The organism is Lentzea sp. NPDC058450, from assembly GCF_042721395.1.
Taxonomy (GTDB): domain Bacteria; phylum Actinomycetota; class Actinomycetes; order Mycobacteriales; family Pseudonocardiaceae; genus Lentzea.
This window is the reverse complement of the sequence record NZ_JBHXLO010000022.1, coordinates 60083-83730: the sequence shown is the minus strand read 5'-3', so window position 1 is coordinate 83730 and position 23648 is coordinate 60083. Positions and strand designations below refer to the sequence as shown.

The 23648-nt window shown below is 69.7% G+C and carries 22 protein-coding genes; 17 read left to right on the top strand and 5 right to left on the bottom strand.

The window, feature by feature from the left end:
- Positions 1 to 4: 4 nt before the first annotated feature.
- The 3 genes from ACFWNN_RS29375 to ACFWNN_RS29365 form a co-directional block, all read right to left on the bottom strand.
- Positions 5 to 1210, bottom strand: a complete 1206-nt coding sequence (locus tag ACFWNN_RS29375) for an exo-beta-N-acetylmuramidase NamZ domain-containing protein (RefSeq protein WP_382443165.1) — start codon at positions 1208 to 1210, stop codon at positions 5 to 7.
- On the bottom strand, positions 1207 to 2862 hold the full coding sequence (locus ACFWNN_RS29370; RefSeq protein WP_382443242.1) for a glycoside hydrolase family 3 protein: 1656 nt from the start codon (positions 2860 to 2862) through the stop codon (positions 1207 to 1209). Before ACFWNN_RS29370 ends, ACFWNN_RS29375 begins: the two co-directional genes overlap by 4 nt.
- A 631-nt stretch (positions 2863 to 3493) precedes the next feature.
- Positions 3494 to 4285, bottom strand: a complete 792-nt coding sequence (locus tag ACFWNN_RS29365; protein ID WP_382443164.1) for an HAD-IB family hydrolase — start codon at positions 4283 to 4285, stop codon at positions 3494 to 3496.
- Positions 4286 to 4743: 458 nt separating this feature from the next.
- Here ACFWNN_RS29365 and ssd point away from each other — a divergent pair, with 458 nt between their 5' ends.
- The 9 genes from ssd (at position 4744) to ACFWNN_RS29320 (ending at position 10743) form a co-directional block, all read left to right on the top strand.
- A complete protein-coding gene (gene ssd / locus ACFWNN_RS29360; RefSeq protein ID WP_382443163.1) occupies positions 4744 to 5778 on the top strand; it encodes a septum site-determining protein Ssd in 1035 nt (344 codons plus the stop codon).
- Entirely contained in the window at positions 5775 to 5945 is a 171-nt protein-coding gene (locus ACFWNN_RS29355) for a hypothetical protein (RefSeq protein ID WP_382443162.1), read from the top strand. The genes ssd and ACFWNN_RS29355 overlap by 4 nt, the downstream gene beginning before the upstream one ends.
- Before the next feature lie 674 nt (positions 5946 to 6619).
- The gene (locus ACFWNN_RS29350) at positions 6620 to 7735 is read left to right on the top strand and encodes a TadA family conjugal transfer-associated ATPase (protein WP_382443161.1); all 1116 of its coding nucleotides are present in this window, start codon (positions 6620 to 6622) and stop codon (positions 7733 to 7735) included.
- Positions 7732 to 8499 carry a type II secretion system F family protein gene (locus tag ACFWNN_RS29345; RefSeq protein WP_382443160.1) on the top strand — a complete coding sequence of 256 codons (768 nt, stop codon included), beginning with the start codon at positions 7732 to 7734 and terminating at the stop codon, positions 8497 to 8499. Before ACFWNN_RS29350 ends, ACFWNN_RS29345 begins: the two co-directional genes overlap by 4 nt.
- Positions 8496 to 9023 carry a type II secretion system F family protein gene (locus tag ACFWNN_RS29340; RefSeq protein ID WP_382443159.1) on the top strand — a complete coding sequence of 176 codons (528 nt, stop codon included), beginning with the start codon at positions 8496 to 8498 and terminating at the stop codon, positions 9021 to 9023. Before ACFWNN_RS29345 ends, ACFWNN_RS29340 begins: the two co-directional genes overlap by 4 nt.
- Before the next feature lie 8 nt (positions 9024 to 9031).
- Positions 9032 to 9193 carry a DUF4244 domain-containing protein gene (locus ACFWNN_RS29335; RefSeq protein ID WP_382443158.1) on the top strand — a complete coding sequence of 54 codons (162 nt, stop codon included), beginning with the start codon at positions 9032 to 9034 and terminating at the stop codon, positions 9191 to 9193.
- Positions 9194 to 9203: 10 nt separating this feature from the next.
- Positions 9204 to 9503 carry a TadE family type IV pilus minor pilin gene (locus ACFWNN_RS29330; RefSeq protein ID WP_382443157.1) on the top strand — a complete coding sequence of 100 codons (300 nt, stop codon included), beginning with the start codon at positions 9204 to 9206 and terminating at the stop codon, positions 9501 to 9503.
- Positions 9500 to 9925 (top strand): Rv3654c family TadE-like protein, encoded by a 426-nt coding sequence (locus ACFWNN_RS29325; RefSeq protein ID WP_382443156.1) that lies wholly within the window; start codon positions 9500 to 9502, stop codon positions 9923 to 9925. Before ACFWNN_RS29330 ends, ACFWNN_RS29325 begins: the two co-directional genes overlap by 4 nt.
- Before the next feature lie 197 nt (positions 9926 to 10122).
- Positions 10123 to 10743, top strand: coding sequence for a bifunctional DNA primase/polymerase (locus ACFWNN_RS29320; protein WP_382443155.1), 621 nt, complete (start codon positions 10123 to 10125; stop codon positions 10741 to 10743).
- A gap of 460 nt (positions 10744 to 11203) precedes the next feature.
- Here the strand turns inward: ACFWNN_RS29320 and ACFWNN_RS29315 are convergent, their stop codons facing one another.
- Together ACFWNN_RS29315 and ACFWNN_RS29310 are read right to left on the bottom strand one after the other, a co-directional pair.
- Complete coding sequence (locus ACFWNN_RS29315; RefSeq protein ID WP_382443154.1) at positions 11204 to 11977, bottom strand: aminoglycoside adenylyltransferase domain-containing protein; 774 nt, start codon at positions 11975 to 11977, stop codon at positions 11204 to 11206.
- Positions 11978 to 12216: 239 nt separating this feature from the next.
- Complete coding sequence (locus tag ACFWNN_RS29310; protein WP_382443153.1) at positions 12217 to 14514, bottom strand: DEAD/DEAH box helicase; 2298 nt, start codon at positions 14512 to 14514, stop codon at positions 12217 to 12219.
- Positions 14515 to 14730: 216 nt separating this feature from the next.
- On the opposite strand from ACFWNN_RS29310, the gene ACFWNN_RS29305 reads away from it, so the two are divergent.
- The 8 genes from ACFWNN_RS29305 (at position 14731) to topA (ending at position 23627) form a co-directional block, all read left to right on the top strand.
- Complete coding sequence (locus tag ACFWNN_RS29305) at positions 14731 to 17031, top strand: sodium-translocating pyrophosphatase (protein ID WP_382443152.1); 2301 nt, start codon at positions 14731 to 14733, stop codon at positions 17029 to 17031.
- A gap of 68 nt (positions 17032 to 17099) precedes the next feature.
- Positions 17100 to 17672 (top strand): hypothetical protein, encoded by a 573-nt coding sequence (locus tag ACFWNN_RS29300; protein WP_382443151.1) that lies wholly within the window; start codon positions 17100 to 17102, stop codon positions 17670 to 17672.
- 29 nt (positions 17673 to 17701) lie between these two features.
- Positions 17702 to 18262, top strand: a complete 561-nt coding sequence (locus ACFWNN_RS29295; RefSeq protein WP_382443150.1) for a hypothetical protein — start codon at positions 17702 to 17704, stop codon at positions 18260 to 18262.
- An 81-nt stretch (positions 18263 to 18343) separates the two neighbouring features.
- On the top strand, positions 18344 to 18949 hold the full coding sequence (locus ACFWNN_RS29290) for a hypothetical protein (protein ID WP_382443149.1): 606 nt from the start codon (positions 18344 to 18346) through the stop codon (positions 18947 to 18949).
- Complete coding sequence (locus ACFWNN_RS29285; RefSeq protein WP_382443148.1) at positions 18946 to 19533, top strand: hypothetical protein; 588 nt, start codon at positions 18946 to 18948, stop codon at positions 19531 to 19533. The genes ACFWNN_RS29290 and ACFWNN_RS29285 overlap by 4 nt, the downstream gene beginning before the upstream one ends.
- Positions 19534 to 19537: 4 nt before the next feature.
- A complete protein-coding gene (locus ACFWNN_RS29280; protein ID WP_382443147.1) occupies positions 19538 to 20077 on the top strand; it encodes a hypothetical protein in 540 nt (179 codons plus the stop codon).
- 64 nt (positions 20078 to 20141) lie between these two features.
- Positions 20142 to 20714 carry a hypothetical protein gene (locus ACFWNN_RS29275; RefSeq protein WP_382443146.1) on the top strand — a complete coding sequence of 191 codons (573 nt, stop codon included), beginning with the start codon at positions 20142 to 20144 and terminating at the stop codon, positions 20712 to 20714.
- Between the two features lie 141 nt (positions 20715 to 20855).
- Positions 20856 to 23627: a type I DNA topoisomerase gene (gene topA, locus ACFWNN_RS29270; RefSeq protein WP_382443145.1), complete on the top strand. Its 2772-nt coding sequence runs from the start codon at positions 20856 to 20858 to the stop codon at positions 23625 to 23627.
- Positions 23628 to 23648 lie beyond the last annotated feature (21 nt).

Genomic DNA, 23648 nt, shown 5'->3' with positions numbered 1-23648 from the left:
GTCCTCACCGGTAGCGCAGGTAGGGCAGGCGGGTGCGGCGGAACTGCTGGAGCTCCTGCTGCCACGCGCCGGTGATCTCCGCCAGCGGCGCCTGGGCGTCGATCATCCTGCGCAGCCGGTCGGAGCCGCTGAGCTTGTCGATCCAGTTGTCGGGACGCCACGCGAAGACGCCGGGGTACAACGACTTCGCGGTGATCAGCATGGCGACGGCCGCCTGGATCGCGTCGAACTTCGCCGCGTCGGTGACGTGCAGGGTGACGCCGCCGCAGGTCTTGCCCTGGAACTTGTTGAAGGTGGGCGAGAAGTAGGTCTCGCGGAACCGGACACCCCTGAGGTTCAGGGCGTTCAGCGCTTCGGCCCAGCGCCAGTCGATGCCGGGGGCGCCGACCGTCTCGAACGGGCGGGTGGTGCCGCGGCCCTCGGACAGGACCGTGCCCTCGAACAGGCACGTGCCGGGGTAGACCAGCGCGGTGTCCTGGGTGGGCATGTTCGGGCTCGGCGGAACCCACGGGAGGCCCGTGTCGAGCTGGGTGCGGCGCCAGTTGCGGACGTTGACGACTTCCAGGTTCGTCTTGAGGCCGAACTCGCCCTTGAAGAGCCTCGCCAGTTCGCCGACCGTCATGCCGTGCTGCTGCACGATCGGTTTCAGGCCCACGAACGTGGCGTAGGCCGGGTCGAGCTGCGGGCCGTTCGCCGTGCCGCCGATGGGGTTCGGGCGGTCGAGGACGATGAAGTCGAGGTTCTGCGCGGCCTCCATCGCCTGGTACAGCGACCAGATGTAGGTGTAGAAACGCGCGCCCACGTCCGCGATGTCGAACACGACCGTGTCGATGCCCGCCTTCTCGAACATCGCCTGGATCTTCGCGGGAGTGGCCTGATACGTGTCGTAGACCGGGATTCCGGTGCGCGGGTCGGCGTAGTCGCCCTCGGAACCGCCTGCCTGGGCGGTGCCGCGGAAGCCGTGCTCCGGGCCGAAGACGGCCGTCGGCTTGGCGTTCTGGGCGACCATCGAGTCGACGATGTGGGTCTGGTCTTCGAGGATGCCCGTCGGGTTCGTGAGCACGCCGACCTTGCGGCCCTTGAACTTGCGCCAGCCCTGTTGGGCGAGTTGTTCGGAGGCGGTGGCGAGTTTCGGGGCCGCTTCGGCCGTTGCGGTGCTGGCGAGAGGAACGGACAGGGCGCCTGCTGCGAGGAAGCTCCGTCGCCTCACCACGTCACCCCGTGGCCGAACGGGTAGGGGGTCGGGCCGGGGACGTCGACCGGCAGCTTGCCCTGCGGCTTCGCCTCACCGAGCAGGATCCTCGCCAGCGCCTCGATCGACACCGTGGTCGTCGAGTAGGTGGCGAGCCAGGTCTTGGCGTTGCTGTGGGCGACGTCGTAGGGGTTGGCGGTGGCGGCCGCGACGACGGGCTTGCCGGTGGCGACGAGCTGGTTGATCAGGTCGACCTGGGCCGGCCTGGTGCTCGCGTTGTTGGTCAGCACGACGATCTTGTCGGCGTTCGCGGCGGCTGCCACGGCCTGCTGGATCTGCGCCGGCGTGGGACTCGTCGCCGTGACGACCTTGGTGCCCTTGAGGCGCGTGGCCAGTGCGGACGCCTGGGCGTCGCTGGTGCCGACGACCAGGGGCGCGGTGGCGTTGAGGGGGAGCGCCTGGCCGTCGTTGCGGACGACCGTGATGGTGCGGTCGGCGATCTTCTGCGCCTGCTCGGTGTTGGAGCCGACGACCTGGTCGACCTTGTTCTCGTCGACCTCGGCGGTGAGCATGACGCCGCGCAGCAGCTTCATCTTGAGGATGCGCAGGACGCTCTGGTCGATGCGCTGCTCGGTGATCTCACCGGCCTTGACCGCCTTCACGACGCTGTCGATCGCGAGGCCGAGGTTCGGGGGCATCAGCAGCTGGTCGACGCCCGCCTTGATGGCCAGCACGGGGATCTCGGCGTCGGAGTGCAGCTTGCGGACGCCCGCCATCTCCAGCGAGTCCGTGACGACGACGCCGTCGTACTTCAGCTCGTCGCGCAGCAGGCCGGTGATGATCTTCGGGCTGAGCGTGGCCGGGTTGCCCGACGGGTCGATCTGCGGCACCTGGATGTGCGCGGTCATGATCGAGTCGATCTTGGCGGCGATGGCGGCCTGGAACGGGGGCGCGTCGATCGTGCGCCACTGCTCGAGGCTGCGGTTCGAGACCGGCAGGGCCGTGTGGCTGTCCTCGGAGGTGTCGCCGTGGCCGGGGAAGTGCTTGGCGGTCGAGGTCACCGAGGTCATGTCGAACCAGCGGCGGCCCTCGTAGCCCTGGACCTGGGCCCGCACCATGTCGGCGGCGAGCTTCGGGTCGCTGCTGAAGCTGCGCACGCCGATGATCGGGTTGGCCGGGTTGGAGTTGACGTCGGCGTCCGGCGCGAAGTTCTGGTTGATGCCCATCGCGCGGAGCTCCTGGCCCGTGATGCGGGCGGCCTCCTCGGCGTCTGCCGTGCTGCGACCCGCGCCGAGGGCCATGTTGCCCGGCAGCTGGGTGGCCGGCGGGCCGATGCGCGTGACGAGACCCATCTCCTGGTCGGTCGAGATGAGGAGCGGGATCTTGCTGGCCTTCTGCAGGCCGTTGGAGAGTTTCGCGATCTGCTTGGGGGTGTCGATGTTGTCGCGGCTCGAGTTGTTGAAGTAGATGACGCCGCCGGGCTGGTACTTGCGCACCATGTCCGCGGGCGTGGCCACTCCGAAGTCGGTCTGGTTCTTGGGGTGCGGGACGTCGGCGGCCTGGCCGTTGACGTACGTGACGAAGAGCTGGCCGACCTTCTGTTCCAGCGACATCCCGCGCAGGGTGGTCACGGCGGCGTCCGCTCTCGCCACCGGCGTGAGGGCGACCATGGCTGTGACCAGCGTCAACGCGGCGAACTTCCGCACTTGTCCGTGCCTCCCGGTGATGTTCCCACAGGTAACTGGCGCATTTCGCAAGTTACTCACGGCTGCGTGGTGGGTCAACGGGCGCACATTCTGCCGTTCGGTGCCAACTTTTGACCGAACAAGCAGACGGGGCACCCCCGGAAGGGTGCCCCGTCTTCAGCGCGGGCTTGCGAGTTACCAAGCGTGCAACTCCAGTCGTACAACCCTGGCCTCGGCGTCCGGCGTCCCGGTACGCAGGCCCTAGACGACAAGCCTCCCGCGGCGTGCTGCGCGTGGGTACTCGAAGTCCGCGCACGGAGCCCTGCCGGGGTGGATTCTGGCTTCTCTTCGCCAGGTCCCTGGCCGACCCGAGTTCCGCACCACCTATTTAAGTGCGTGGGCCAGGTCACGGCAAGGGCTCGGACGGGTGCACCGTTCAAGCCACGTTCAGTAAGGAAAGTACTGGCGTTTCTGGATTTGTGAGCTCGTGTTCGTGTTCGGGTACCGCTGGCCGGGCGGCTTGGGACACTCACGCGGGCACCACGTGCGCAGTGCGTCGCCGCTACTCGTCAGTACCCGCCACTTCCCGGTGCATGTGGTTGTGAGGGCTTGACTTTCAGCTGTTGCGGCGGCGGCGCAGGCCGTACCAGGCGGCCCCCGCGGCGGCGACGGCACCGAGGCTGATGGCCGTGACCGCGACCGCCTTGCCCGACGGGGTGGGGATGCGGGCGCGCAGGCTGACCGGGTCGACGAACTGCTGGATCGGCCAGTCCTTCTCGGCGGCGACGCGGCGCAGGCCCCGGTCCGGGTTCACGACCGTCGGGTGGCCGACGACCTCCAGCATCGGGAGGTCCGTGACGCTGTCCGAATAGGCATAGCTCTTCGCGAGGTCGTAGCCGTGCTCGGCGGCGAGCTGCTTGATCGCGACGGCCTTGTTGTCGGCGGCGCAGTAGAACTCGACGTCGCCGGTGTAGCGGCCGTCCTGGATCACCATCTTCGTGCCGACGCTGTAGTCCGCCCCGATCATCTGGGCGATGGGGGCGACCAGTTCCTCGCCCGACGCGCTCACGATGACCACGTCGTGGCCCTCGGCCTTGTGGTCGGCGATCAACTGTGTCGCTTCTTTGTAGACGAGCGGGTCGACGATGTCGTGCAGCGTCTCGCTGACGATGCTGCGGATCTGTTCGACGTCCCAGCCGGCGGCCAGCGCCGTGATGTGCGCCCGCATCCGGTCCATCTGATCCGCGTCCGCGCCTGCGAGCATGAAGACGAACTGCGCATATGCGCTCTTCAGCACCGCGCGGCGGTTGATCAGTCCCTCCTGGAAGAAGGGTCGGCTGAACGCCAGCGTGCTCGACTTCGCGATCACGGTCTTGTCGAGGTCGAAGAAGGCGGCGATCCGGCTCATGGGGCTCAGCTTAGGTGTACTCGCCAGTAGGCCGTTCGGGCGGCATTTCGTTCGTGTACGAAACCGTTGCGCTGCACGGTTACCGAAACTTGGCCCTCAGCTGTTGCGGAAGTTGCGCGCGGCACTGGCGCATGGGGATACAGTAGGAGAGTCCGGTTCGACGGACGGGTTCAGTCCGACCCCCCGGGACTGAACCATTGACGACCCCCGTCCCTCCCCCCTGGCGGGGGTCGTCCCATATCCAGACCCCGTTTCCAGCGGGGTGGGACTGGACCTCTGCCTCTCTCGCGGCCTGTGTCCGCGCGCCGTGCGCCCAACCCTCCAGAGTCGCACGCACCCCCGACAGTTCCGCGCTGGCAAGGCTTTCAAGATCGCGACTTGTCCACAGCCGCTGGTTTGTCCACATGTGGATCTTCACCCCGTTGTGTCGTTCATCACGACCGACCAGGTTCGATCCCATGACCCACCCCACCGCCCTGCTCACCGACCAGGACCTCCTCGACGAGGTCCTCCGCGTGGCCGCCGCAGCCGACTGCCACCTGACCTGCGCCCCGGACGTCACCGCGCTGCGAGCCGCCTGGCACACCGCTCCTCTCGTCGTCCTGGACCCGGCAGCGGTCATCGCCTGCCTGGACGCGGGCCTCCCGCGCCGCCCGGGCGTCCTGGTGGTCCACGGCGGCGACCCTCCCTGGTCCCCGGCGGTGGCCCTGGGAGCAGACGGCGTCCTGGAACTCCCGGTGGAGGCCCGCGCCCTGGTGACAGCCCTGACCGACCTGGGCGAAGGCCCGCCCTCGGACCGAGGCCGGGTCGTCTCCTTCATCGGCGGCCGAGGCGGAGCGGGCGCCTCGACCCTGGCCGTGGCCTGCGGCCGGGAGGCGGTCCAGACCGGCGGCGAGGCCATGCTGGTCGACTGCGACCCGCTGGGCGGCGGCATAGACCTGGCCCTGGGCACCGAATCCGACCAGGGCGCCCGCTGGCCAGGCGTCCACGCCACCGGCGGCAGAGTCCCGATGTCAGCCCTGCGAGCAGCCCTCCCGACCTCCGGCAACCTGAGCGTCCTGGCCTGCGACCGAGCAGCCCCGGACCCAGACCCGGCAGCCGTCGCGGCCGTCCTCGACGCAGGCCGCCGAGCAGGCTGCACGGTGATCTGCGACCTCCCCCGCTTCCCCACCTCGTCAGCCTCGGCAGCCCTGGACCGCACAGACCTGACGATCCTGGTGGTCCCGGCCGAAGTGCGAGCCACAGCGGCAGCCAGCCGAGTGGCCACCCACCTCCTCACCAACGGCCGCAACCTCCGCCTGGTAGTCCGAGGCCCGTCCCCAGGCAACCTCCGCCCCGCCGAGATGGCGGACGTGATCGGCATCCCCCTGCTCACCTCGATGCGAGCAGAACCAGGTCTGGCCGAAGTCCTCGAACGGGGCCGCTTCCCCCGCAACCCCAAGGGCCCGCTGGCAACAGCGGCAAGAGCGGTCCTGAAGGAGCTGCGCCCATGACCCCGGCCGCCTGGACAGAAGTGGCCGCGGAGACCGAAGAGGCCGAGTGCCTGGCGACCCTGGAGGAACTCCCGCCGCCCACCTGGCAAGCCTGCGGCTGCGTCCCGACCTTCTACGGCGAACCGGGCCCGGAGATCCCGTTGGCGCGAAAGGAACTCGAGCCGTGATCGTCCTCCAGATCCTGTGGGGCATGGCCCGCAACCTGGTGCGCTACCGCCGCCTCTTCCCACCGGAGTACGTCTTCAAGAAGGAGCCGAAATGACCCGCTTCCTCGCCTGGTGCCACGAAACCTGGCAACGCCTTCAAGGCCGCGAGCCCACCCGAGGCCGCCACGCCCGCCGCCCAACGCCCGCAACCTGACCGCCAACCAACGAACTCCGCCCAGCCCCAACCCTTTCCAGTCCCGTCGCGCACCTCGAACCCCGCCGAGCCCCAGCCCTCTTCAACCCGACCCACTCTCGCGCTCCCACCACCCATCGGCGCCTCCGCCCGAACCTTCTTCCTGAGCCCTGACCGCTCACCCCTTCCGCCGCACCCCGCCTCACTCCGCACCCCACCTCGCCCTGCCCCGCACTCCGCCCTGCCTCCATCCCGCTCCGCGTCCGAACCGCCCGCGCCCCTCTAACCCCCGCAGCCTTCACCCCACCCCTCCGGCACTCACCTCGCCTTGAACCCACCCCACCCCTCCTCTCGAACCTTCCGCCGCACCTCATCCCCCACACCCCACCTCGCCTCGAACCCACCTCACCCCACCGCCCACACCTCAACCCCTCCTGCCTCCCGCAGCCCTCACTCCGCCCCGAACCTCAACCACAGCAACCACTTCCGCGAGGTATCCGCCATGACCTCCACCCTCATCGACCGAGTCCGGCATCGCCTTGCCGGCACCGCCACCGACGTCGAGATGACCGCGGCCGTAGTGGCCCACGCGGTCCGCTCCGAAGCAGGCGGCGTCCTGGCCGACTCCGACGTCCTGGACGCACTCCAAGTCCTCCGCCAGGAGTTCAGCGGCACCGGCCCCCTCGACCCGCTGCTCGCCGACCCCGGCACGACCGACGTCCTCGTCACCGCACCGGACCAGGTCTGGGCGGACGGCGCGAACGGCCTGCACCGCACCACCGTCGCGTTCCCCGACGAGGACGCCGTCAGACGCCTCGCTCAGCGCTTGGCCGTGGCAGCGGGCCGAAGACTCGACGACGCCTCGCCCTGTGTGGACGGCTGGCTCCCCGGCAGCGGAGTGCGCCTGCACGCCGTCCTGCCCCCGATCGCCGACCAGACCTGCCTCTCCCTGCGCGTCCTCAGACCCGCAACGCACGACCTGCCGGCCCTCCAGCAACTCGGCACGTTCGACGAAGAGATCGCCGACACCCTGCGCGCGATCGTCAAGCGCCGCATGGCGTTCCTCGTCATCGGCGGCACCGGCTCGGGCAAGACGTCGTTGCTGTCGGCGTTGCTGGGCTGCGTGCCGACGCACGAACGGATCGTGTGCGTCGAGGACGCGAGCGAGCTGAATCCCGACCATCCGCAGTTCGTGCGACTCACGGCGCGGCCCGCCAACGTCGAAGGGGCCGGCGAGATCACCACCCGGCAGTTGGTGCGGGAGGCGTTGCGGATGCGGCCCGACCGGATCGTGGTCGGGGAGGTGCGCGGGGCTGAGGTCAGGGAGTTGCTGACCTCGTTGAACACCGGGCACGAAGGTGGCGCGGGGACGTTGCACGCCAACTCGGCGAGTGAGGTGCCTGCGCGGCTGGAGGCGCTGGGTGCGTTGGGCGGGCTGGAGCCGCGGGCGTTGCGCAGTCAGGTCGCGGCGGCCATCAGGGTCGTGTTGCACATGCGTCGCGACGGAAATGCCCGCTACCTCAACGAGATCGGCGTCATCGAGAGCCACAACGGACTCGAAGTGCGTCCTGTCTGGACGCGGGAGCACGGGTGGCGGGAGAAGGAGTTGCTGTGGTGAGCCTTCTCCTGACAGCGGCGGCCTTGCTCGTGTGGCCGCACGTCAGGTCGATCCGGCGGCTGAGGCCGCAGGGCAAGCGAGAAATCGTTGTGCCGCCGTACATCTGGCTGGCGGCGGTGGCCACGGCGACCTACCTGGCGGCAGGTGTGGGCGGACTCGTCGCGGCGGCCGTGCTGGCCATCACCACGCGGAGGATTCGCAAGCAGCGCAAGAAGGACAAGGCGCAGAGGGAGGCGGCCGAGGCGCTCAGCAGTGGGCTGGGCGGGGTGATCGACGAACTGCGGGCCGGTGCGCATCCGGCGCACGCGGCGGAGGGTGCGGCCGAGGACACGCCGGCGCCGGCCAAGGAGGTGCTGAGAGCGGTTGCGGTGGCGTCGAGGCTCGGTGGTGACGTCGAGCGGACGTTGCGCGAGCTGGAACAACCCCTGCTGGGCACCGCGGTGGAGCAGTTGGCCAGGGCTTGGCGGGTGTCGGCGCGGCACGGGGTGGCGTTGGCGGACGTGCTGGACGCCACCAGGCGGGATCTCGATCAGCGGGCGGCGTTCGCACGGCAGGTGCACGCGCGGATGGCGGGGCCTCGGGCCAGTGCGGCGGTGCTGGCCGTGTTGCCGGTCGTCGGGGTGCTGCTGGGGGAGTTGAGCGGTGCCGGGCCGGTCCACGTGCTCACGGCGACGGTGGCGGGGCAGGTTCTGCTGGCCACCGGGGCGGTGTTCGTGGCGGCCGGGGTGTGGTGGACGCAGCGGATCACGGAGGTGCGGCCGTGACGTTCCTGCTGCTGGCGCTGGCCTTGCTCGTCCTGCCGAAGCCACCGAGGGCGATCGAGCGGCTCAGGCCGAGGGGGCACGATCCGCCTCCCGCAAAGAACAAGCCGCACGGGCCGTTCGAACGGGCCGCGGCCTGGGATCTGCTGGCCGCGTGCCTGAAGGCCGGGTTGCCGGTGCCCACGGCGATCCAGGCGGTGGAGATCGAGGAGCTCGCGCGGGTCGCGGAGCTGCTGCGGCTGGGCGCCGACCCGGTCACGGCGTGGGCGTCCGCGCTCGACCAGCCGTCCACCGCCCTGCTGGCCAGGGCGGCGCGCAGGACCGCGCGGTCCGGAGCGGCGCTGGCCAGGCAGACGGCCGAACTCGCCGCGCGGACCAGAGAACAGGCGGCCGACGAGGCCGAGGCCAAGGCGCAGCAGGCCGCCGTCACGGTGGCCGCGCCGCTCGCACTGTGTTTCCTGCCGGCGTTCCTGTGCCTCGGCGTCGCGCCGGTGGTGCTGGGACTGGCCGATCAATTCCTCGGATAGGAGAAGAGATGGAACTGCTCAAGGACGACAGCGGCATGAGCACCGTGGAGTACGCGATCGGGACGTTGGCCGCGGCCGCCCTCGCCGCGTTGATGTACGTGATCGTGACGAGTGACGGTCTGCGGAACCAGCTGCAGGAGCTGATACAGGGTGCGCTGGAGAGCGTCTGACGATCGCGGGATGGTCACGGTCGAGGCCGCCATCGCGGTCAGCGCGTTGCTGGTGGTCCTGTGGCTCGGGGCGAACGGGCTGGCGGCCGTCACCGAGCAGATGCGGTGCGCGGACGCGGCCCGGGAGGCCGCCCGGCTCACGGCTCGCGGTGAACGGGAGCGCGGTGAGGAGGCGGCCGGGCGGATCGTGGGTGGTGCCCAGGTCTTGGTTGACGTCCAAGGCGATGCGATCTCGGTCGTCGTCAGCAAACGGGGGCCGCTGGGCTTACCGCTCAGCGCTCGGGCGTTCGCCGTGCCGGAGCCGCGATGAGCGGTGAACGGTCGGGTTGCGAGCGGGGTTCGGCCGCGGTGAGCGGTGTGGTGGCCATGTTGTTGCTGATCATCGTCGTGGTGGCCGGTGCGCAGGTCGGTTCGGCGGTCGTCGCGCGGCATCGGGTGACCGGTGCGGCCGATCTGGCGGCGCTCGCGGCGGCCGCTCGGCTTGCCGATGGCGACGAAAGTGCTTGTGAGCAGGCAAAACGCGTGGCGCTGGAGAACAGGGCCGAGTTGACGAGCTGCACGGTGAGCGGAGAGGAGGTGGTTGTCGAGGTGTCGGCGATTACGCCGTTCGGCCCGGCGAACGCCCGGGCCAGGGCAGGTCCGGCCGAAGATCGAAGCGTTTGGAGCACGACGAGCGGTCGGCTCACAGCGGTGAGCGGACTCACACCCGCGCCGGGACATGCTGAACGGTGATCGAACCAAACGCGCGGAGTTCAGTGGCCCGTTCTGGCAAAGGACGTTCGCCGTCCCGTAGCTACCAGTTGTCGAGCGGGGGTTACGGAGGCCGGTGCCGGTGTCGTTAGTTGTAGTGGCGGCACCGACGCGGTGTCCCTACGGAAACCGGCACCACGTCGATGTCGAGTCAGAGCCTAGGAAGAAGGCGACGGAAGATGGATTGGTCGGACAGCTGGCGCGGGGCCTTCCGCATCGAACTGCGTGCCGAGGCCATCAGCCTCGCGTACCGCGGTTGGCCCGTACTGCCCGGCACGTACCCGGCCGGTTCGGAGAACGGCGTCACCCAGTGGGCGGGCCGCAGCGGCCTTGAGCTCCACGGCCCCATCCCCGTGCACCGCGACTGGGTCGACCGGATCGGGACGCGTCCCGAGCAGGTCGCCACGTGGTGGGCGGGCCGTTCGTACAGCCTTCTCGTCGCCACCGGCCACGTGGTGGACGCGATCGAGGTCGGCACCGACCTCGGCCGTCGCGCGGCCGTCGCCCTGCGGCAGATCGGTGTTCCCGTGCCGATCGCCGCGACCCCGTCCGGCCGGTGGATGTTCCTCGTGAAGTCCGGCTCGAAGCTCAACGCCGAGCTCGCGAACAACGCGGACGTCCACCTGTACGGCAAGGGCGAGTACATCCCGCTGCCCCCCACCACGATGGCGCACGGTGTCGTGCACTGGCGGGTCAAGCCGCAGGTCTGCGGCTGGAACCTGCCGGACGCACACGTCGTGCAGGACGCGCTCGTCGAGGCCGTGCACGCCCCGTCGCGCTTCCAGCTCGAAACCGTCTGACCCACAAACTAAAGGAACAAAGCCCGGCCGCGCTGGGTGTCGTCGTGGACTCTCCCCGACAACCCCGAAGACGATGCCCTGCGCGGCCGTTCCACCAAGCCCGATCCGATGGTCGGCCTCCGCACCCCGCACGTCGGGGGCCGCAGAGGAACGGGTGAAAAGCCGAACACGCACCCCGAAGGACAGCCTCCCGTTGTAGTGACCGGACCGAGGAACGTTAGTGGCGGAGCACCAGCTCCGCCGCGGTCGGTGAAGCCGGCTCCTCCCCGGAGTTCGTCAGCAGACAGTCGACACCGTCGCCTCCCGCGTGTCCTGTCGAGACGAACGAACCTGATTCCACCGATGTTCTGCGGAATCCGGTCACGAAGCGGTAGCAGGCGGGAAAACAGTGTTCGGCACGTGGAGAGCGCGGCGGGGGTACCCGTGAGCCCCCGCCGCGCCCACGAAAGCATTGCCGGAGCTAGAACTTCAGCCCCTCCGCGTAGACCGCGAAGGCGAAGGTCTCCTCCATTGATCCGGGCCGCGGTACCGCGTCGGCGTCCCAGCCGAGGTCCCGGTCCTGCAGGACCTGCTCGATCAGCGGGTGCCACCGCTGATCGAGCATTTTCTTCGCCCACACCAGGGCGCCGCGCTTGGACTCCACCTCTCCCGTGTGGATGGTGTAGAGCGTGCGGCAGTAGGCCGAGACGATGTAGCGCTGCGCCCAGGCGTTGCCCATCGGCGCCCACTCCTCGATGCCGGACAACACGTGCGGCAGCTCAGCCCGCATCGACTCCCGCAGCACGGACGCGGGCACCTCGTCGACCAGCGACGTGATCGGCGGCCCGGCCAGCGCGATGCCGTGGTGGCGCAGGATCCAGCGGGCGTGCGGGCTGTTGCAGTGCAGGTCCCACGCCAGGGTGCGCGTGCCGTGGTCGTTGAACAGCCACGGAACCCCCAGGCCCGCCACCGAGCGGAGGGAATCCAGGTCGGCGTAGGAACCCTCGATCTCCGTCGACCAGCGGCCGGGCCGGGTCGGGATCTCGGCGTGCAGGGCGCGGAGACCGGCTTCGCGGTCGCCGGACGGGAGTTCGGTGCAGGCGACGATGAAGTCGCAGTCGCTGTGGACGTCGCCGGCGCCCAGGGCGAACGAACCCTGGAGGTACGTGCCGACGTAGGTGGGGCCGAGGATCTCGCGCTGGGACGCGACGAGGTCGGCGAGAAGGGCGTTCAGGTCGGAAAAGGGCGTGAACAAGGCAGACTCCAATGAACCCGTGGCCGGAAGGTGCGGAAGGGCGCGGCGGAGCGATCGACGTCAGCCGCGCGGAGGCGCAGCGGGATTCGGCCCGACCACGCCAGGCGCGACGGGCTGCCGGCCGCGCTCGGTGGCGCGACAGGCGTCCGGCTCGCCGCGCTAGAGGCGACGGGTCCGGTCGGTGGCGTTGCAGCTGCAGGCGTTCACGCCACCACCGTAACCGGGCGGCCTGACACCGGTCAGGCGATTTTGCCCAGCACCACGTCCAGCACCAGCACGGCGCCGGCCTTGTCGAGCGGGTCGTTGCCGTTGCCGCACTTGGGCGACTGCACGCACGACGGGCAGCCCATCGGGCACGCGCAGGCGGTGATCGCCGCACGGGTCGCCGTCAGCCACGCCCGCAACGCCGAGTGGCCCCGGTCCGCGAAGCCCGCTCCGCCGGGGTGGCCGTCGTGCACGAAGACCGTCGGCATGCCGGTGTCGGGGTGCACGGCCGTCGACACGCCGCCGATGTCCCACCTGTCGCACGTCGCGAAGAGCGGCAGCAGGCCGATCGCGGCGTGTTCGGCGGCGTGCAGGGCGCCCGGGATGCGCTTGGGTTCGACGCCCGCGGCCACCAGCAGCGACTCGTCGACCGTGTACCAGACGGCACGGGTCTGCAGGGACTGTTCCGGCAGGTCGAGCGGGATCTGGTCCAGGACCACGCCCGACGGCAGGCGCCGCAGGTAGCCGACGACCTGGGTGGTCACCTCGACCTCGCCCAGGGACACCGTGACGCCGTCGAACGACGAGCGCTCGACCTCGCCGATCACGGTGATGTCGACGCAGTCGCGGGGCTGGGTGGTCCACTCCGGGTCCTCGCGGTGCACCATCGCGAGGCCGCTGTCCAGGTCGAGCTCGTCGACCACGTAGGCGCGGCCCTGGTGCAGGTACACGGCGCCGGGGTGCACCTGCCAGCAGGCGGATCCGGGGTCGACGGTGCCGAGCATGCGGCCCGAGTCGGACTCCACGACGGCCACCTGGTCGCCGCCGGAGCCGCGGATGTCGACGCCGGCGTGCGGGCGGTCGTGCGAGGCCCAGTACCAGCCCGCCGGACGCCGGCGCAGCAGTTTCTCCGCCACCAGGTCGGCCAGCACGGCTTCGGCGAGCGGGCCGCCGAAGTCGTCCAGGCACGCCGGGGTCAGCGGCATCTCGGAGGCCGCGCAGGCCAGTTGCGGGCCCAGCACGTACGGGTTCAGGGGGTCGAGCACGGTGGCCTCGACCGGGCGGTCCAGGACGGCGGCCGGGTTGTGCACGAGGTAGGTGTCCAACGGGTCGTCGCGCGCGACGAACACCACCAGGGCGCTGTCACCGGAACGGCCCGCGCGGCCCGCCTGCTGCCAGAACGACGCCAGCGTGCCGGGGAAACCGGCCACCACCACGGCGTCCAGGCCCGCGATGTCGACGCCGAGCTCCAGGGCGTTGGTCGTCGCGACGCCGAGCAGGTCGCCGGTGGACAGCGCCTTCTCCAACGCCCGGCGCTCCTCCGGCAGGAAGCCTCCCCGGTACGCGGCGACACGCGGCGGCAGCTCACTGTCCACTTCGGACAGGATGCGCTGGGTGCCCAGCGCGGTCAGCTCGGCGCCGCGGCGGGAGCGCACGAAGGCGAGCGAACGTGCGCCTTCGACCACCAGGTCGGCCAGGATGCGCGACGTCTCCGCGCCCGCCGACCGCCGGACGGGCGCGCCGTTCTCACCCTCCAGAGAGGTCAGTGGGGGTTCCCACAACGCGACCGTGCGCGACGCGCGCGGCGAAAAGTCGTCCACGACAGCGGAAACGGGCACGCCGAGCAATCGCTCCGCCGAACCAGAAGGATCAGCCACAGTGGCCGATGCCAAAACGAAGATCGGGTCCGCGCCGTATTTCCGGGCGACCCGGCGGAGACGCCGCATCAACAACGCGACGTGCGACCCGAAAACGCCCCGGTAGGAATGGCACTCGTCGATCACCACGTACTTCAGCCTGCGGAAGAAGCGCAGCCATTTCGGGTGCTGCGGAAGGATTCCGCGGTGCAGCATGTCCGGATTGGTGAAGACCCAGTTGGCGTGCGCCTTGACCCAGTCGCGTTCGGCCATCGGGGTGTCACCGTCGTAGGCCGACGCGCGCACACCCTTGATCCCCAGCTCCTCGAGCGACCGGAGCTGGTCCGCCCCAAGGGCTTTGGTCGGGGACAGGTACAGCGCGGTGGCCTTCGTGTCCGCCAAAAGAGTGGAAAGCACGGGCAACTGGTAGGCAAGTGACTTGCCCGACGCCGTGCCCGTCGCGAGGACCACGTGCTGCCCGGACCACGCCAGCGACGCCGCCTCGGCCTGGTGCCGCCACGGCTCGCGCACGCCCGTCTCCACGAACGCCTCGACGACCGCGGGGGCCGTCCACGCAGGCCAGTCCACGTGATCTGCCTGCCGCAACGGGAGATCGCGCGCGTGCGTGAGGGGCGACTCCCCGGCGGGAACCCCCGCCAGCACGCGGTCCAGCAGCCGGCGTCCCTGATCCACCACGGGATCGAGCTTCGCATACACCACCGACAGTCTTGACCGGGCCGCACTCGACTTCCTGCGCAGATAACGGTGTGTGCACGGATCGGGACGTTTCGTTGCCTCCTTGCAACCAGCCCCTAGACTCCCCGCTCATCGCATCCAATGAGGGATGCGTCACGTCGCGCTGGGCGGCTGGTCTGCCTTGGCGCTGCACATGGCAACTCACCAGGAGGACGGATGTCCCGGCAATTCCTCGCGGAGAGCCTCGAGCTCTCCGGGGGTGATCGCGGCGTCGTAGCCGTGGTCGCCGTGGTCGCCCTGGCTGCTCTCGCCGTCGGGTACGTGCTGCTCAAGGAGGTGCTGGCCGCCGGCCAGGGCACCGACAAGATGCAGGACATCGCCAAGGCGGTTCAGGAGGGCGCAGCGGCCTACCTCAACCGGCAGTTCCGCACGCTCGGCATTTTTGTCGTGATCGTGTTCGTTCTGCTGTTCGCGCTTCCGGCAGACGATTTGGCCGAGCGAATCGGTCGATCATTGTTCTTCCTCGTCGGTGCCGCGTTCTCGGCGACTATCGGCTACCTGGGCATGTGGTTGTCCACGCGCGCCAACGTGCGTGTCGCCGCCGCCGCGAACGAAGAAGGCGGCCGGGAAAAGGCGACGCGCATCGCGTTCCGCACGGGCGGCGTGGTCGGCATGACCACGGTCGGTCTCGGCCTCTTCGGTGCGGCGCTCGTCGTGCTCGTCTACGCCGGCCAGGCCCCGAAGGTCCTGGAGGGCTTCGGTTTCGGTGCCGCGCTGCTCGCGATGTTCATGCGCGTCGGTGGCGGCATCTTCACCAAGGCGGCGGACGTCGGCGCGGACCTCGTCGGCAAGGTCGAGCAGGGCATCCCCGAGGACGACCCGCGCAACGCCGCGACCATCGCGGACAACGTGGGCGACAACGTCGGTGACTGCGCCGGCATGGCGGCGGACCTCTTCGAGTCCTACGCCGTGACGCTCGTGGCGTCGCTGATCCTGGGCACCGCCGCGTTCGGCGTGCAGGGCCTGCTGTTCCCGCTGATCGTCCCGGCGATCGGCGTGCTCACCGCGGTCATCGGCGTCTACACGACCAGGGCGAAGGCGGGCGAGAACGGCCTCGCGGCCATCAACCGCGCCTTCTACATCTCTGCGGTCATCTCCGCGGTGCTGTGCACCATCGCGGCGTTCACGTACCTGCCGAGCTCCTTCTCGGACCTCAACGGCATCAGCGACTCGCTCAAGGGCGACAGCGGCAACCCGGCGCTCATCGCGTCCGTCGCGGTGATCATCGGCATCGTGCTGGCGGGCATCATCCTCTGGCTGACCGGCTACTACACCGGCACCGACCACAAGCCGGTGAAGGAGGTCGGCGAGACCTCGCGGACCGGTGCGGCCACGGTCATCCTGTCCGGCATCTCGGTCGGTTTCGAGTCGGCCGTCTACACCGCACTGGTCATCGGTGCCGCCGTCTACGGCGCGTTCCTGCTGTCCGGCTCGGTCGTCGTCGCGCTGTTCTCGATCGCGCTCGCCGGTTGTGGTCTGCTCACGACCGTCGGCGTCATCGTGGCCATGGACACCTTCGGCCCGGTCTCCGACAACGCGCAGGGCATCGCCGAGATGTCCGGTGACGTGCACGGCGAGGGCGCGCAGATCCTCACCGAGCTCGACGCGGTGGGCAACACCACCAAGGCCATCACCAAGGGCATCGCGATCGCGACGGCCGTGCTCGCCGCGACGGCGCTGTTCGGCTCCTACCAGGACGCCATCTCCCAGGCGCTGGCGAAGGCCGGGCAGACCGCGCTGGACTTCACGGACTTCGTGGTGTTCTCGCCGAACGTCCTGGTCGGCATCGTGATCGGTGCGGCCGTCGTGTTCATGTTCTCGGGCCTCGCGGTCAACGCCGTGACGCGCGCCGCCGGTGCCATCGTGTTCGAGGTGCGCCGTCAGTTCCGCGACAACCCCGGCATCATGGACTACTCGGTGAAGCCCGAGTACGGCCGCGTCGTCGACATCTGCACCAGGGACTCGCTGCGCGAGCTCGCGACCCCCGGTCTGATGGCCGTGCTCGCCCCGATCGCCGTCGGCTTCGGCCTCGGCGTCGGCCCGCTGGCGGGCTACCTCGCCGGTGCGATCGCGACCGGCACGCTCATGGCGGTCTTCCTGGCCAACTCCGGTGGTGCCTGGGACAACGCCAAGAAGCTGGTCGAGGACGGCAACCACGGTGGCAAGGGCTCCGACGCCCACGCCGCGACGGTCATCGGCGACACCGTCGGCGACCCGTTCAAGGACACCGCCGGCCCGGCCATCAACCCGCTGATCAAGGTGATGAACCTGGTCTCGGTGCTGATCGCGCCCGCCATCATCACCTTCTCCATCGGTGACAACGCGTCCGCGCCGATCCGCGTCGCGATCGCCGTGGTCGCGGTGCTGATCATCGTGGGTGCGGTGGTCGTGTCCAAGCGCCGCGGCACGTCGATCACGGACACTCCCGCGGAGACCGTGAGCAACGGCGCCGCGTAGGTCCAGCGCCTCCGGTCGGGGTACGTTCGGGTCTTCCCCCGACGTACCCCGACCGAGGAGTTTCCGACATGAGGCGCAGCCTCGTCGCCACTGCCGCTGTGGCCGCCCTGGCGTTGACCGGGTGCACCACCGGCGGCAACTCCGGCAGTTCCCCGACGCCCACCAGCGGCGTCAACAACGCGGCCGCCGTCGAGTACATGAACAAGGTGTGCTCCGCCGCCTCCGAGTTCGCCAAGATCGAGAAGACCGCCCCGAAGGTCGATCCCGCGGACACGTCCAAGCTCAAGGCCGAGATGGCCGCCTACATGGGCCAGCTCGCCGACGCCTTCGCCAAGTCGGCGGAGGGCCTCAAGAACGTCGGCCCGTCGCCCGTCGCGGGTGGCGAGGAGGCCGTGAACAAGATGGCCGAGACGTTCACCTCCCTCGGCACGGTGTTCACCGAGGCCAAGACCAAGATCGAGCAGGCGAACGCGAACGACGCCACGGGCGGCATCCAGGCCGCCGGTGAGGCCATCGCGAAGCTCTCCGAGCTCGCCGACCCGCTGCGCGACCTCCAGGGCGTTCCCGAGCTGCAGAAGGCCACGCAGACCGCGGAGAAGTGCCAGGAGATGCAACGCCTCAACGTCACGCCGACGAGCTGAGCGCGGCCGTCCGGAGTAACTTCCGCCCCATGCGCCGCACAGTCATCGCCGTTGTGACGACCTGTCTGCTCGTGGTCTCCGCGTGCAGCAGTGGAGGGTCGTCCACGTCCACGCAGGCCACCCCGAGCGAGGCCGACGTCGTGGCGTGGATGGACAAGGTCTGCGGTGCCGTCGGCGGCACCGTGAAGTCCCTGTCCGACGAGCCCCCGATCAACATGAGCGACCCGTCCACGCTCAAGACCGGCATGTCCGAGTGGCTCGGCACGAAGGTGGCCGCCGTCGACAAGTCGATCGCGGACCTCAAGAGCCTGGAAGACGGTCCGCACCCGAAGTCGAAGGAGCTCGCCACCGCTGCCGAGGACGGCATGGGGCAGATCAGGACGTTGCTCGCCGACACCAAGTCGAAGCTCGACTCGTCGACCGACGTCAACCAGGTCGTCGCCGCCTTCACCGAGATGGCCTCGAAGGCCGGTGAGATGGAGAAGGCGGGCGCCGACGTGCAGAAGAAGTTCGACGAGACGGGCCTCGGCGGCGCCGCTGCGAAAGCGGCCAACTGCAAGGAGTTGCAGACCTCTCCGCCCACCACCTGACGAGCTCGAATCACGTCTGACCGGATCGCCCGAACGTGTACTGTTCGGCGGTCCGGTTAGACCTTTCTGGGGGATTCACCAATGAACGCACGTTTGTCGATCGCTGCTGCCTGCGCCGGGGCCGCTCTGGTCCTCACCGGCTGTGGCACCAGCGCCGCGCCGTCCGCGCAGAGCACCGCGCCCACGACCACCACCACGACGGCCGCCGCGGCCGACCCGGTCAAGTGGGCGGGCGCGTTCTGCGCCGGCACGACGCCGGTCCTGACGGGCGCGGTCGAGCTCATCACCGTCGTCGCGGCCAACGCCGAGAACCCGGCCGCCATCAAGGAGGGCATGCTCAAGCTGCTCGACACCGGCGCCAAGGCGATGGCCGACACCGAGGCCAAGCTCAAGGAGGCCGGCGCGCCCGGCCCCGAGCACCAGGCCATGCACGACGAGCTGCTCAAGATGTTCGGCGACGGTGCCAAGGAGTACAAGTCCGTCCACGAGCAGATCAGCAAGATCGACGCGACCGCGCCCGACTTCCTGGGCCAGGTCGAGAAGATCGGTGGCGACTCCGCCGACCCGTCGAAGCTCTCCGACCAGATCAAGAAGCTCGACGCCGACCCGAAGCTCAAGGACGCCATCGCCAAGGCGCCCGAGTGCACCGAGATGCGCACGAAGCTCGGCAAGCTGATCGGTCAGTGACCAGGTCTCGCCTGATCGCGGCCGTGCTGAGCGCGGCCGCGTTGACCGCTTGCGGCACCCCGCCGCCTGCCTCGCCAGTGCCGCAGGCCGCACCCACGACCACCACGACGGCCGACGTGCCGGGCGCCGACCCGGCGGCCTGGTTCGACGCGTACTGCGGCCCGATGGGCGTGACCGAGATCGCCCGCGTGGCCATCGGAGCCGACGGCGCGCGGGGAGCCGAAGCCATGAAGGCGGCCGCGGTGCGGTGGGCTTCGACAGCCGCCGCGTCGGACCGCAAGATGGCGGACGACCTGGAGAAGGTCGGTGCGATGAGCTCCGACGTGCAGAACCTGCACGATCGTCTGGTGAAGTCGTTGCGGCTGGAGGCGACCGGCTGGGACGACGTGGCTGGCCGCCTGCAGGGGCTCGCGGCCGACGCCAAGTTCCCAGAGCGGTTCCAGCAGGTCACCGCCACCCGCGGGGGCAACTCCGACGGGGTGGCGGCGCTGTTCGAGCAGATCGTGAAGATCCCCGCGTACACCGAGGCGTTCCGCGCCAACAAGGTGTGCTCGGGGTGGCAGGAACTGGCCAGGGGAAACTAGCGGCGTGAGGACACGCCTGATCGCCGCCGTGCTGGCCGCAACGACCGTTCTGACCAGCGCGTGCGCGTCCGACGAGGAGAAGCCGCTCACCGACGCGCAGGGCCGCTGGGTGGACGCCTTCTGCGGCGCGTTCGTGCCCGGTCTGAAGGCCGGCAAGGCGCTCCAGGCGTCGGACGCGGCGAACCCGGCGGCGGTCAAGACGGCCTACCTGAAGCTCGTGAACGACAACGCGGCGGCGTTCACCGACGCCGAGAAGAAGCTCAAGGAGCTCGGGCCGCCGTCCGACGACCTCAAGGACCTGCACGACCGGCTCGTCACCTACGTCGGCGAGTCGGCCAGGTCCTACGAGGCGGCGAAAGCGCCGGTCACGGCCCTGGAGGCGAACGACGGCTTCTGGGACGCGGCGGAGAAGGCGCTCACCGACACCTCGCAGGTGAGCAACCCCGAGCAACTGCGGGCGACGTTCGACACGCTCGAGAAGTCGCCGAAGTACTCGGACGCTATCGGCAAGGCGCAGGCGTGCGACGAACTGAAGGCCGGGTAGTCCGACCGGGGTGTCACAGCCGCACCACTGGTCACAGTCGAACGTCTGTTCTACCCTGTGGGCCGTGGTTGGGCAGCTGTCCTTCTTCTCGGCCGAAGCGCGCACGCCGGCCAAGGCGGACCTCGCCGGCTTCCTCTGCGGGCCGGGTCAGGCCGTCAGCTTCGCGCGCGGTACGGCCGCCCGCGTGTACACCGAGCTGCGCGACGACTGGCGGCTGAGTCCCCTCAAGCAGGCCTGCGCCGAGCGCGGCGTGACCACGGAGCTGTGCGTCAACGAGGCGGGCACCCACTTCGTCCGCACGCCGTTCCGCACGGATCTCACCCCTCTGGCCGCCCGCTGGCTGACTGGTTCGGTCAAGACCGTCCCTCCGGACTTTGAGCTGAACGGCGCAGTGCTGCGCGTCTGGGCGCTGGCGGCGGGCAGCTGGATGGAGTCCGCGTACCTGCTCGGTTTGGACCCCAACGCACCGCAGACACACCTACCGTTGCAAAATGCTCTGCTCGCATCCGGACTTCCGTGCACCCTGGTAGGGGCACCGGCGTTGCGGGTGACCGGCCGGCGACGGCTGGCGCGGCTCGCTGAGCTGGTCGGAAGCCCTCCTCAGGGAGTGGCGATGAGCACCTGGCCGGCGGCCTGAGCGGGCGGTCCGGCATGGTTGTGTCACTCTGTCTCGTCGTACAGGCGTCGCGGAGACATGACGGACAGGTGTGCTTTTCGGCCGACGCTGGGCAACACTGGCGGGCCTGGGAACCGGGTTTGGAAGAGAGCGGGACGGCGAGTGGCTGGATCGACACGGACGAGAAAGAGCAGCGGAGGCGGGGGCAGCACCCGACGACTGGTGATCGTCGAGTCGCCCACGAAGGCGCGCAAGATCGCCTCGTACCTCGGCGCCAACTTCGTCGTGGAGTCCTCCAGGGGACACATCCGGGACCTTCCGCGCGGTGCCGCCGACGTCCCCGCGAAGTTCAAGGGCCAGGCCTGGGCCAGGCTCGGCGTGGACGTCGACCACGACTTCGAACCCCTCTACGTGGTCTCCGCCGACAAGAAGTCGCTGGTCACCGAGCTCAAGGAAGCGTTGAAGGACGTCGACGAGCTCTACCTCGCGACAGACGGTGACCGCGAGGGTGAGGCCATCGCCTGGCACCTCCTCGAGACCCTGAAGCCGAAGATCCCGGTCCGCCGGATGGTGTTCCACGAGATCACCGAGTCCGCGATCCAGGCCGCCGCCGCGAACCCCCGCGACCTCGACCAGGACCTGGTCGACGCGCAGGAGACCCGCCGCATCCTCGACCGCCTCTACGGCTACGAGGTCAGCCCGGTGCTGTGGAAGAAGGTCATGCCGAAGCTCTCGGCAGGCCGCGTGCAGTCCGTGGCGACGCGTCTGGTCGTGGAGCGCGAACGCGAGCGGATGAAGTTCGTCTCGGCGAGCTACTGGGACATCTCCGCGCAGATGGACGCCGGTGCCGAGGCCACGCCGCGTCAGTTCGGCGCGCGTCTCGTGGCCGTCGACGGCACGAGGCTCGCCACGGGCCGTGACTTCGGTTCGGACGGCAAGCTCACCGGCAAGGCCGACGTGACCGTGCTGGACGAGCAGCAGGCCCGCGCCATCGCGGCCGGACTGCAGAACGCGCCGGTCAAGGTCTCCTCGGTCGAGGAGAAGCCGTACACGCGCAAGCCGTACGCGCCGTTCATGACCTCGACGCTGCAGCAGGAGGCAGGCCGCAAGCTGCGCTTCTCCGCCGACCGCACGATGCGCACGGCCCAGAAGCTGTACGAGAACGGCTACATCACCTACATGCGTACCGACAGCACCACGCTGTCGGAGACCGCGATCAACGCGGCCCGCACGCAGGCCACGGACCTGTACGGCGCGCAGTACGTCGCCGACAAGCCGCGCCAGTACACCCGCAAGGTCAAGAACGCGCAGGAGGCCCACGAGGCCATCAGGCCGGCGGGAGAGGTCTTCCGCACGCCGGGCCAGGTCGCGGCGGAGCTCGACTCGGACGAGTTCAAGCTCTACGAGATGATCTGGCAGCGCACGATCGCGTCCCAGATGGCCGACGCGCGGGGCAACACGACCTCGATCCGCATCCAGGGGCGTGCCGCGACGGGCCAGGAGGTCACGTTCGCCGCGTCCGGCCGCACGATCACGTTCGCCGGCTTCCTCAAGGCCTACGTCGAGACCGTCGACGCCGAGGCCGGTGGCGAGTCGGACGACGCGGAGTCGCGCCTGCCGTTGCTGGTCAAGGACCAGGACCTGACGATCGCGGAGCTGTCCGCGGACGGGCACACGACCTCGCCGCCGTCGCGCTACACCGAGCCGTCGCTGATCAAGACGATGGAGGAGCTCGGCATCGGCCGCCCCTCCACCTACTCGTCGATCATCAGCACCATCCAGGACCGCGGCTACGTGTGGAAGAAGGGCGCGGCGCTGGTCCCGTCCTGGGTCGCGTTCGCCGTGGTCGGGCTGCTGGAGCAGCACTTCGGCCGCCTGGTCGACTACGACTTCACCGCGGCGCTGGAAGACGAGCTGGACGGCATCGCCGCAGGCCGGCAGGGCCGCACGAACTGGCTGTCCGGGTTCTACTTCGGCGGCAGCGTCGGCCCGGACGGCTCGATCGGCCGTTCCGGCGGCCTGAAGAAGCTGGTCGGCACGGGTGTCGAGGACATCGACCCGCGTGAGGTCAACTCGATCCCGCTGTTCAGCGACGACGAGGGCCGCACGGTCGTCGTCCGCGTCGGCCGCTTCGGGCCGTACCTGGAGCGCGAGGTCGACGAGGCCGCGCAGCGCGCGAACCTGCCGGACGACCTGGCGCCCGACGAGCTGACCAGCGAGATCGCCGAGAAGCTCTTCTCGACGCCGCAGGAGGGCCGGTCCCTGGGCACCGACCCGGTCTCGGGCAACGAGATCGTGGCCAAGGAAGGCCGCTTCGGTCCGTACGTCACCGAGGTGCTGCCGGAACCGGCCGAGAACGGCACCGCCGCGAAGTCCAAGGCGAAGGCCCCGAAGCCGCGCACCGGCTCGTTGTTCAAGTCGATGTCGCTCGACACGATCACGATCGACGACGCGCTGAAGCTGCTCTCGCTGCCGCGCGTGGTCGGCAAGGACCCGGAGACGGGTGCCGAGATCACCGCGCAGAACGGTCGTTACGGCCCGTACCTGAAGAAGGGCACGGACTCGCGGTCGCTGACCGACGAGGCGCAGATCTTCTCGGTCACGATGGAAGAGGCCCTGAAGATCTACTCGGAGCCGAAGAAGCGTGGTCGTGCGGCCGCCGCACCGCCGTTGCGCGAGATGGGCAACGACCCGGTGTCCGGCAAGCCGATGGTGATCAAGGAGGGCCGCTTCGGCCCGTACGTCACCGACGGCGAGGCGAACGCGTCGCTGCGCAAGACCGACAGCGTCGAGTCGATCACCGACGAGCGCGCGGCCGAGCTGCTGGCCGAGAAGCGCGCGAAGGGGCCGGTCAAGAAGAAGGCCCCCGCCAAGAAGCCGGCGGCGAAGAAGCCCGCCGCGCCGAAGAAGGCTCCGGCCAAGACCAAGAGCTGACACGTCGCAGGGGGTGGTGGC

Bases quoted from the DNA above. Each gene is read 5' to 3' on its own strand.
- ACFWNN_RS29335 (WP_382443158.1), top strand. From the start codon at position 9,032: ATGGAACTGCTCAAGGACGACAGCGGCATGAGCACCGTGGAGTACGCG.
- ACFWNN_RS29330 (WP_382443157.1), top strand. From the start codon at position 9,204: ATGGTCACGGTCGAGGCCGCCATCGCGGTCAGCGCGTTGCTGGTGGTC.
- ACFWNN_RS29300 (WP_382443151.1), top strand. From the start codon at position 17,100: ATGAGGCGCAGCCTCGTCGCCACTGCCGCTGTGGCCGCCCTGGCGTTG.
- ACFWNN_RS29350 (WP_382443161.1), top strand. From the start codon at position 6,620: ATGACCTCCACCCTCATCGACCGAGTCCGGCATCGCCTTGCCGGCACC.
- ACFWNN_RS29295 (WP_382443150.1), top strand. From the start codon at position 17,702: ATGCGCCGCACAGTCATCGCCGTTGTGACGACCTGTCTGCTCGTGGTC.
- ACFWNN_RS29290 (WP_382443149.1), top strand. From the start codon at position 18,344: ATGAACGCACGTTTGTCGATCGCTGCTGCCTGCGCCGGGGCCGCTCTG.
- ACFWNN_RS29365 (WP_382443164.1), bottom strand. From the start codon at position 4,285: ATGAGCCGGATCGCCGCCTTCTTCGACCTCGACAAGACCGTGATCGCG.
- ACFWNN_RS29325 (WP_382443156.1), top strand. From the start codon at position 9,500: ATGAGCGGTGAACGGTCGGGTTGCGAGCGGGGTTCGGCCGCGGTGAGC.
- ssd (WP_382443163.1), top strand. From the start codon at position 4,744: ATGACCCACCCCACCGCCCTGCTCACCGACCAGGACCTCCTCGACGAG.
- ACFWNN_RS29370 (WP_382443242.1), bottom strand. From the start codon at position 2,862: ATGGTCGCCCTCACGCCGGTGGCGAGAGCGGACGCCGCCGTGACCACC.
- ACFWNN_RS29355 (WP_382443162.1), top strand. From the start codon at position 5,775: ATGACCCCGGCCGCCTGGACAGAAGTGGCCGCGGAGACCGAAGAGGCC.
- ACFWNN_RS29305 (WP_382443152.1), top strand. From the start codon at position 14,731: ATGTCCCGGCAATTCCTCGCGGAGAGCCTCGAGCTCTCCGGGGGTGAT.
- ACFWNN_RS29320 (WP_382443155.1), top strand. From the start codon at position 10,123: ATGGATTGGTCGGACAGCTGGCGCGGGGCCTTCCGCATCGAACTGCGT.